Source organism: Stenotrophomonas sp. Iso1 (assembly GCF_027497995.1).
Classification (GTDB): Bacteria; Pseudomonadota; Gammaproteobacteria; order Xanthomonadales; family Xanthomonadaceae; genus Stenotrophomonas.
Genome location: NZ_JAODBT010000006.1, coordinates 58273 through 68015, shown reverse-complemented (window position 1 = coordinate 68015; position 9743 = coordinate 58273). Strand labels below are relative to the sequence as shown.

General features: G+C 61.9%; 6 protein-coding genes. 5 read left to right on the top strand and 1 reads right to left on the bottom strand.

Annotated elements, in window-relative coordinates; translation table 11 throughout:
* The 5 genes from PAN08_RS17945 to PAN08_RS17925 form a co-directional block, all read left to right on the top strand.
* On the top strand, window positions 1-1844 hold a 1844-nt coding region (locus PAN08_RS17945; protein WP_269792865.1), incomplete at its 5' end, for a VWA domain-containing protein.
* 139 nt (window positions 1845-1983) lie between these two features.
* Complete coding sequence (locus PAN08_RS17940; protein WP_269792864.1) at window positions 1984-2775, top strand: OmpA family protein; 792 nt, start codon at window positions 1984-1986, stop codon at window positions 2773-2775.
* Between the two features lie 339 nt (window positions 2776-3114).
* Window positions 3115-4497 (top strand): TolC family outer membrane protein, encoded by a 1383-nt coding sequence (locus tag PAN08_RS17935; protein WP_269792863.1) that lies wholly within the window; start codon window positions 3115-3117, stop codon window positions 4495-4497.
* Window positions 4494-6776 carry a type I secretion system permease/ATPase gene (locus tag PAN08_RS17930; RefSeq protein WP_269792862.1) on the top strand — a complete coding sequence of 761 codons (2283 nt, stop codon included), beginning with the start codon at window positions 4494-4496 and terminating at the stop codon, window positions 6774-6776. The genes PAN08_RS17935 and PAN08_RS17930 overlap by 4 nt, the downstream gene beginning before the upstream one ends.
* Window positions 6773-7957 carry an HlyD family efflux transporter periplasmic adaptor subunit gene (locus PAN08_RS17925; protein ID WP_269792861.1) on the top strand — a complete coding sequence of 395 codons (1185 nt, stop codon included), beginning with the start codon at window positions 6773-6775 and terminating at the stop codon, window positions 7955-7957. Before PAN08_RS17930 ends, PAN08_RS17925 begins: the two co-directional genes overlap by 4 nt.
* 253 nt (window positions 7958-8210) lie before the next feature.
* Here PAN08_RS17925 and PAN08_RS17920 read toward each other — a convergent pair whose 3' ends face one another.
* Complete coding sequence (locus tag PAN08_RS17920) at window positions 8211-9635, bottom strand: MFS transporter (protein WP_269792860.1); 1425 nt, start codon at window positions 9633-9635, stop codon at window positions 8211-8213.
* Between the last annotated feature and the right edge of the window lie 108 nt (window positions 9636-9743).

Genomic DNA, 9743 nt, shown 5'->3' with positions numbered 1-9743 from the left:
CGGTCGGTGCAGCCTCGCTGGCGAATGACTACGAGGCAACGGGCAACAGCCACACGATCACCGTAGTAGCCAGCGACGGCAATGGCGGTACGACCACCATCACCGTCACGCTCAACGAACTGGACGTGGATGACAGCTCGCCGGTCATCATTGACGCTCAGGCAGCGGTGTACGAGGAGGGACTGCCGGGGGGCTTCCCAGACGGAAACGACAGTCCGACCACCGCGACCGGTCAGGTCGACATCAACGACCCCGATACCGTAGGCGGTCCGCTGACGGTCACTTTGGCTGGCCCGGTTGGCTTGATCTCCGGTGGCGAGGTGGTGACTTGGAGTGGTACCGGTTCCGTGGGCGATCCGTTGATTGGCAGGGCAGGTGGCGAGGAGGTTATCAATGCGACCATCGACAACGAAGGCAATTACACAGTCACCTTGCTGAAGCCACTTGATCACTTGGGTGGCGAAGACGAGGCCCTGGATATCGGCCTGACGATTACCGCTGACGACGGCGTCAATCCGCCGGCTACTGGCACCCTGACGGTGACGGTGCACGACGACGCACCCGTTGCCAACCCGGGTGCGGTGGACGTGGTGCTGCCGGAGCAGGACACCAACGTCATGCTGATCCTGGATATCTCAACCAGCATGACCGCGAGCAGGGTCGCTGGCATGAAGGCTGCAGTGACCGAGTTGCTCGATACCTATGCAGGGCTCGGCAATGTTGCGGTACAGATCGTGGTGTTCGGCACAGCTGCAGGCACCCAGGCTTGGGGTACTTCATGGGGTGACATCGACGCGGCCAAGGCATATGTCAGTGGCATCAACGCAAACAGCGCTGGAACCAACTATGACGCTGCTCTGCTCAAAGCGATGGACGCATTCGATGATCCGGGCAAGATCGCTGGAGGCAAGAATGTCTCCTACTTCCTGACTGATGGCGAACCCAACCAGAACACCGACTGGGGTATTCCGGGTTCGGGAGCAAACGGCATCAATGATGCGGAAGAGGAGGCGTGGATCGACTTCTTAGAAGCCAACCAGATCTTCTCTCACGTTTTTGGCATGGAGGTTCCGACGAATCAGCAAGGCAATGCACGCGGCAACATGGACCGTATTGCCTATGACGGTATCCACAAAGAGGATACAAATTCTGTCTTCGTTAACGATATCAACGACCTGCCGCCGATCCTGCGTGATTCGGCCATTGATGCTGCGCAGGGTGCGGTGGTGGATCTGGGCGGCACCTTGGGGGGCAACTCTGGTCTCGGTGCCGATGGCGGTGGATTGCTCGACATCACCGTCAACGGCCGGACCTACCACGATGACGGCAGCGTAACGGGTGGTACTGCCAACGGATTGTTCGATGCGGCGACCAACACTTGGAACATCCTTACCGAAGGTCCAGATGGTTCCGTCAATACCGGAGGCCGATTCATCGTCAACATGGAGACTGGGGAATACAGCTATACCCCGCCCATCATCGATTCGGGCACCCGAGTCGAGGACATCGGCTTCACACTGATCGACAACGATGGCGACACGGCGTCGTCGACGTTGACCATCACGGTCCATCCGGTAGGCACCGTCCTGCCGGATAGTCCAGATGGCGGAACGTCATTCGCCTTCCATGGTGACGAAGGCATCACCGGCGCGACGGGCGAACAAACGCATGCCCTGCCGGCGTTGACCGATCTGGTCGCGTCGTACGGCAGTGGCAGCCTGGATGCATCACTGCCTGGCAGCAACATGCAGGCCTTCTCTGGCTCGCTTGCGCAGGTCGCGATGCCATTGCCCTTGGTGCATCCGCTGGATGAGCTGGACCAGCATCATCAAGCGATGGTGTAACGCATCTGGAGCCGGGTCGGCCAGCGGCCCACCCGGCTCCATCGGAATCGATGGCGTGGTACGTGCTCCGCAAGGGCTGGACGTTCCTGCTTTCCTGAAGAATCGAGGTCAATAAATGAACAAGAAACTCCTGACAAGCATGCTGGCGGTTGCACTGCTTGCCCCGTTTGCGAGCCATGCCCAAAGCCGCAGCAGCGCGGCTGACATCAATCCGCACGGGCTGGATTACAGCAACGTGACGATGGAACTCCCCGACTACGACGAACCGTTCCAGCGCGACGGGCGACGTGTTCCAACCGCTCAGATCCTGAGCGTGAAGCCGGGGATCAACGATGGGCAGGTACGCGAGCTGCTGGGCGCGCCCCTGTCCACGGAAAATGGCGAGCGGGGGCCGGAGTGGAACTACAACCTCAAGCTTGACGTAGCCGATGAAGATTTCATCGTTTGCCAATACAAGGTGGTGTTCGAAGCCGACGGAACAACTGTGCGGGAGACCTCCTGGCGGCGTTACCAGTGCCGACTGGCGATGGCGGCATTGGCCCCGCAGGCGACGCCAGCGACGCCTGAGCGGATCGATTTGTCGGGCGATTTCCTGTTCGACTTCGATAAGGACCTGCTCAGCGTTGAAGGCATGCAGGTTCTCGACGGGATAACCGCAAAGCTGCTTGGGAACAATAGCAAAGTTGACATCGTTGGTCATACCGACCGGCTTGGTAGCGCTGCCTACAATCAACGATTGTCCGAGCAGCGTGCGCAGGCCGTAGCTGCGTACCTGGTGGATCGTGGCATCGCCGTTGACAGGATCACCACGTCCGGACGTGGTTTGGCTGAGCAGGTCAAGCAGTGCGAGGGCGAGCGCTCCACACCGGAGCTGCGTGCCTGCCTCAAGCCCAACCGCCGCGTTGCCATCACCATTACGCCGGTCGGTTGATCGGGATTGAAATGGGGGCGGGGCTTATAACTCCTTCCTTGTTGCGGGCCGCTACAGCGGCCCGCTCTTTTCTGCTGGTTGCGGGTACTGGTGCCCGTTGATGTTTCCCAATGTCGGCCCGCGTGTTCAATCCGATGCTGGGGCGAGGAAGAAACGGCAGCGCCTGCCTGCGCTGACCACCATGGCGTGCGCGCTGCATGACATCAGCTGATCACCAGGCCGCGAAGGTGGCCAGCCGGTTTCCCGGTGGCGGCTGCGGAACCGGGGGGCAGCGCGATGGCCGTCGGCGTTCGGCACGTCGCCCAGCCCCATCTTCGACTGTGAAAGCAAATATCTGAAATGAAGAACCTCTTGATGGAACGACATGTGCTGGCCCGATTAGGGGTGGCCCTGTGTGTCGTGCTGGCCAATCCTGCGATGGCATTGCAGCCGACGCCCTCTGCCAGGCTGGAGCCGCAGGACGTGATGGGTCCATCGATGCCGCTGGAACTTGGGCAGGCAGTGGACATGGCGGTGAAATGGCATCCGAGCGTACGTAACGCTGCGGGCTACCTGATGGAGTCGGATGAAGCGATACAAGTAGCGCGTGCCGGCTACTACCCGCAACTGCGGGCGGGGCTGGGCTCGGATTGGCGCAACCGTGCCCTGTCGGGATACGACAGTCGCAGCGCTCACCAGTTGACGGCATCCGTTTCGCAGATGCTTTACGACTTCGGCAAGGTTTCCAGTGACGTCGATCGTGCCCATGCCGGTCGCGCGGGGGCCCAGGCACGGCTGCTGCTGGCGGTTGACCAACTGGTACAGGAGACCGCGCATGCCTGGATCGAGGCCCGTCGCTATGAAGCGCTGTTGGAGCTTGCCCAAGCCCAGCGTTCGGGAGTGGGCTCCATTGCCAATCTGGCGCGCGAGCGCCGCGCGAAGGGGGCCAGTCCGTTGTCCGATGAATTGCAGGCGCAGGCGCGTGAGGAAGCTGCGTTGGCCAATCTTCTGGACGTCGCAGCACAGCTGGAGCGTTGGCGCCTGCAACTGCGGCAGCTGACCGGCGCGCCGCGCTTGCCAACGGCGGCAGGTACGACAGGCGGGCAGCTGGCAGATGCCTGCAAACGTGTCGACGGCATAGTCGATCCGCAATCGGCGCCGGCAGTGCTGATCGCCCAGGCGCAGCTTCGCGCAGCGCAAGCTGATGTGGAAAACGCCCGCGCGCAAAGCAGGCCGACGCTGTCCGTGGACGGTGCTGTAAGCCGGGGCCTGAATGCCGATTCACGTCTGAACAGGCCTTACGACGCGTCGCTATCGCTGAACGTGACAGCTCCGCTCTATCAGGGCGGTGGCAACGCCGCGCGGCGACGGGCATCGGGCTACTCGCTGGCGGCGGCGGAGGCTGCGCTGGAGCACGCGCGCCTGCAGGCCGATCAGGCGTCGATGGACGCGCGGTCACGTGCGCGGGGCTATGAGGGCCGCAACGCGGTGTTGAATGAGCGGACGGGAAGCATCGAACATACACGTGACCTGTATCGGCAGCAGTACCTGGATCTGGGCACCCGTTCATTGTTGGATCTGCTCAATGCCGAGCAGGAGTTTCATGCGGCGCGGGTAGAAAGCGTCAACAACACACATGATCTGCAGCGCATGCAGGTCGATTGCCTGGCCGCCGGCGGAGGGCTGCGCCATGCCTTCGGTCTGGACAACCGCACGGTGGCCGGTGTGGAGCTGGTCCCATGAATATCGCAGCAGAAACAGAAACGAGCGCACTTGCAGACCTGAGCGGCTGGGTCGATGCAATCCTGCGCGTTGCCAATCACTACCGCATTGATTGCTCGCCGGAAGCAATTCGTATTGCTGCTGAGTGGGAAGGAAAGGCCGGCGAGCGGCGGCCAGTGGAGCAGCGCGTACCACAGCTGGCACGACAGGTTGGACTGGCGCTGCGGTGGGTGGCGCCGGATCCGACCCGCCTGACCCCTTGGCGTCTGCCCATGATGGTGCAGCTGAAGGATGGCCAGGTCGGTGTCGTGACGGCCATGACGGAGGCGGGGTTCACTCTGGAGCTCGGTGGTGATCGCGGCCTGCCCACCACGCTGGATGCCGCAGCGCTCAACGCGGTGGTGATGCGCATGGCGGTTGCGCGCCCGATGCGTTCTGTGCCGGATAGCCGCGTTGATGACTACATTAAGCCGTTCGAACCCGGCTGGTTGCGTCATCTGGTCTTGGCAGACATGCGGCCATACCGGCATATCTTGCTGGCCTCGCTGGTCACGAACTTCCTCGGCATCGCTAGCATCCTGTTCTCGATGCAGGTGTATGACCGGGTTGTGCCGGCTCAGTCGATGCCCACACTTTACGTTCTGTTCGGTGGGGTGCTGTTTGCCATGGTGTTCGCTTACGTGTTGCGGCAGGCACGTACACGGATCACCGATGTGCTTGGCAAGCGAGCTGATCTGCGTGTTTCGGACAAGGTATTTGGTCACGCACTTCGTGTACGCAACGCGGCGCGGCCCAAATCGACGGGTACCTTCATATCCCAGCTGCGCGAGCTGGAATCGGTACGCGACATGCTGACGTCCACGACCATCGCCGCCGTGGCCGACGTGCCGTTCTTCCTGCTGTTCTGCGTGATGTTCTGGTACATCGCCGGCAGCCTGGTGTGGATTCCGGTGCTGGCGGCGATACTCATGGTGTTGCCCGGTATCCTGTTGCAGAAACGTCTGCGCGCATTGGCGCAGGAGGGTATGCGGGAGTCCTCGCTGCGCAACGCGATGCTGGTCGAGGCAGTGCAGGGGATAGAGGACATAAAGCTGCTTCAGGCCGAACCGAGGTTCCAGACGCACTGGAATCACTACAACGAGATCAATGCCGATACCGGCATGAAGCTGCGCGACCTGACAGGCACGCTGAACAACTGGGCCCAGACCGTTCAGACCGGCGTGTTCACCGTCGTGGTGTTCGTCGGAGCGCCCATGGTGATGGAGGGCGATATCACCACCGGCGTGCTCGTGGCGGCCTCCATGCTGTCCAGTCGCATGCTTGGGCCACTAGCTAGCCTCACTCAGATCCTCAGCCGCTGGCAACAGGCGCGCATCGCCAAGGAAGCGCTGGACAACCTGTTGCGGATGCCGGTGGACAACCCGGACCATGGCAAGCGCATCCATCGTGCGTCACTGGCGGGGCGCTATGTGTTCACCAACGCGGTGTTCAGCCATGACGGGAAGCAGCCGTCACTGAAGATTGGGGGCCTGAGGGTCCGGTCTGGCGAACGTATCGCGATCCTTGGTCGCAATGGTGCAGGCAAATCAACGTTGCTGCGGGCGTTGTCTGGAATGATGGATCCGCAGACTGGTCATGTATTGCTGGATGACGTGCCACTGTCACACATTGATCCTGCCGATGTCCGCCGAGATGTTGGCTTCCTCTCGCAGGAGTCGCGCTTGTTCTACGGAACGCTGCGCGAGAACCTCTTGATGGGTGCGCCGACCGCGACCGATGAGGAGCTGATGGAAGCGTTGCGAGCAGGTGGCGCGTGGACTTATGTGTGTGCTTTGCCCGATGGCTTGGACCACGTGGTGCTGGAAGGAGGCCTGGGTCTGTCCGGCGGCCAGCGCCAGAGCTTGATGCTGGCGCGGTTGCTAGTGCGAAATCCGAATGTGCTGCTGCTGGATGAGCCCAGTGCGTCGCTGGATGAGGCAGCAGAACAGGGGGTCATCCAAACACTGGCGGGGTTACCTGAAACCACGACGATGGTTATTGCAACCCACCGCATGGCGATGCTGCAACTGGTGAAACGGGTACTGGTGGTCGATAACGGCCAAGTGCTGCTGGATGGTCCCAGGGATGAGGTCATCGAGAAGCTGCGCGGCAAGGCCCCCGGAAGCTCTAGATCCACAGGAACCAGAGCCGCATACAAGCTCTCGGTTGGGACGACAAAGATGAAGACCCAGAGTGACCAGGCGGCCCAGGGTGGCGAAGGTGCAGATGTCAGCGACGCACCGGCTGAGGACAAAGCATGAGTGCGAGAAAGGTCGACGACGTATTTGACAGCGATGAGATCCGCGCTACGGATTCCTCTCGGGTTGTGCTATGGGTCAGCGCTTTTCTGTTGGTGTTTCTGGGCTGGGCGTACTGGTTCGAGATAGAGGAAGTCTCCAGCGGTACCGGCAAGGTGATCCCGATCTCGCGGGAGCAGACGATCCAGTCGCTGGAAGGCGGCATCCTGGCTGAGCTGAAGGTGGTCGAGGGTGACATCGTTGAGAAAGACCAGGTATTGGCGCAGCTAGACCCCACCCGCGGCGAATCCAGCGTTGAGGAGACGGCGGCCAAGTATCGCGCCGCGTTGGCCAGTTCCATCCGCCTGCAGGGGGAAGTAGAGGGGGCCACGACCTTGCACTTCCCCGAAGAACTGGTCACAGCGCATCCGGAGCTGATCGCCAGTGAAAGCGCACTATTCCGGTCCAGACGTGTAAGTCTGGCCGAATCGCTGGACGGATTGCAGCGTTCCCTGGATTTGGTTAGCCGTGAACTGCGAATCACCGAGTCGTTGCTTACCTCCGGTGCGGCGAGCAGCGTCGAATTGCTCCGCCTGCAGCGGCAGAGCTCGGAGTTGCGCTTAAAGCTTTCCGAAGTACGTTCGGAGTACATGGTGCGCAGCCGCGAGGAACTGGCCAAGGCAAATGCCGAGGTCGAGTCGTTGTCCTCGGTGGTGCGGGGGCGCGCTGATTCGCTGACGCGATTGACGCTACGTTCTCCGGTACGCGGTGTGGTGAAGGATGTCGAGGTCACCACCATCGGCGGAGTCGTTCCGCCGAACGGACAGGCGATGGTGATCGTGCCGTTGGGGGATCAACTGTTGGTCGAAGCCCGGATATCGCCGCGTGACATTGCCTTCATCCACCCCGGGCAAGAGGCATTGGTCAAGATCACCGCCTACGACTACGCGATCTATGGTGGCCTGACGGGCAAGGTGGTCACCATTTCACCGGACACGATCCGTGACGACGTTAAGCCGGAAATCGTTTACTACCGGGTGTTCATTCGCACGGACAGCGATGCGTTGCTAAACAAGGTGGGTAAGGAGTTTCCGATCGTGCCAGGCATGATCGCCACGGCAGATATTCGTACCGGTAGCAAGACTATCTGGCAGTATCTTGTTAAGCCGCTGAATCGTGCTGAAGAGGCGCTGCGTGAGCGTTGATTCCATGCCGCTCCAGTCCTCTGTCCGGCGGTTGAACGTCAGTCCGCCGCCCAATTCGGGCCCCCAGCCCGCCGCCATCAGCGGGTAAGAATCGGCGGGAGCCGGTGATTTTTCGCCCGCCGCTGCGGTACCCCCATAGCGGTCGTGTGGTGACGTGGTGATCGCCTCGGCGGCGAAAGCGGCATCGCTATAACAGTAGTGCCCAGGCAGGGGGAGATCACCCGGGGCTTGGGAAATTGCGGCATCGTCGTGTTCAACGCGTGCGGTTGAAGGAAGCAGCAGCCATGCGCAGCTGGGGCCCAACGACGACTGCAAGTGCGATAGCAATCAGCAAGGTCGCGAGCAGGAACACGGCATGGGTACCGGATACCACCGCAGTTGTGTTGGCCGACGTGATGGCCGATGTCCCGGCGGCATGCATGAACACGGCCCCCATCAACGATGCGCCGGTGACCAGACCCAGGTTGCGTGAGAGGTTGAGCAGTCCCGACACGATGCCGCGCTGGCTCGGAGCGGTGCCAGTGATGACGGCGGTGTTGTTTGCGGCCTGGAAGGTGGCGAAGCCGCTGGTCAGCACGACCAAGGCGATGACGTAACCCAACGCGCCGCCGTCAATCGTCATGCGTGAGAGCAGGAACGCGCCCGCTGCCATCGACAGTAGTCCCACCACGGTCATGCGCAATGCGCCGAAGCTATCGACCGCTTTGCCCGCCGGTATGCCGACCAGCGCCGCGACCAGCGGGCCCGCCGACATCACCAGGCCGATCACGGTGGCATCCAAGTGCAGAGCGCCGGACAGATAGAAGGGACCGACCACGAGGGTCGTCATCGCCACTGTCGTCGCCAATCCGCTGGCCACAAAGCCGGTGCCGACCAATCGCTCACGGAACAACGCGGGTTGCACCAGCGGCGAACGCGCCTTCGCTTCGACGACCAGGAACACTAGCCCAAGGACGACTGCGACCGCTGCAAGCGCAAGGTTGACCACGCCGAAATGCCCCCGTCCGAGTGTCATCGCCAGCGAATACGCCGCAAGCGCGGAGGCGAGCAACAACGAACCTGGCAGGTCGAAGCCCGATGCATTGGCATTACTGCGGTCGCGTGGCAGGTAACGCCAGGCCAGTGACGTAGCCAGCAGGCCCAATGGCAGATTGATGAGAAAAATTACCTGCCAGCCGAAGGCCCCAATCAGCACGCCGCCTAGTGACGGGCCAAGTGCTGTGCCGACGGCTGACGTCGTTCCGAGCAGTCCCATCGCGCGGCCCGCGCGCTCCTTCGGCACGGATTCGCCGACCAGCGCCATCGTCAGCGCCATCATCATGGCCGCGCCGAAACCCTGGCCGGCACGCGCGGCGATCAACAACCAAAGCGAAGGCGCAGTGGCGCAGGCCAGCGAGGCGAGGGTGAATGTCGCGATCCCGAGCAGCATGAGCCGACGCCGGCCGAACAAGTCGCCCAGCCGCCCGGCCGACACGACCAGTGTGGTCACCGCCAGCAGATAGGCCAGCACCACCCATTGCACGGACTGGAAGGGCGCGTCGAAGGCGTGGACGAACGTCGGAAGACCAACGTTGGCGATGCTTGTACCCAGCGAGGACAGCAGCATGGTCAGGGCGAGGCAGGCGAGCGCGCCGGATGGAGCCGGGGAGGAGGGCGGGGCGGATGGTTTGGCGTTCATGGGGGGAGCCTGAGCTCCTCACAGCCAAGGCGGAAGACGCACTGTTCGCAAATAATCAGTGCATGCAACGCCATGTCTGGCCGAGCAGGATCGTGCTATTCGTAGTGC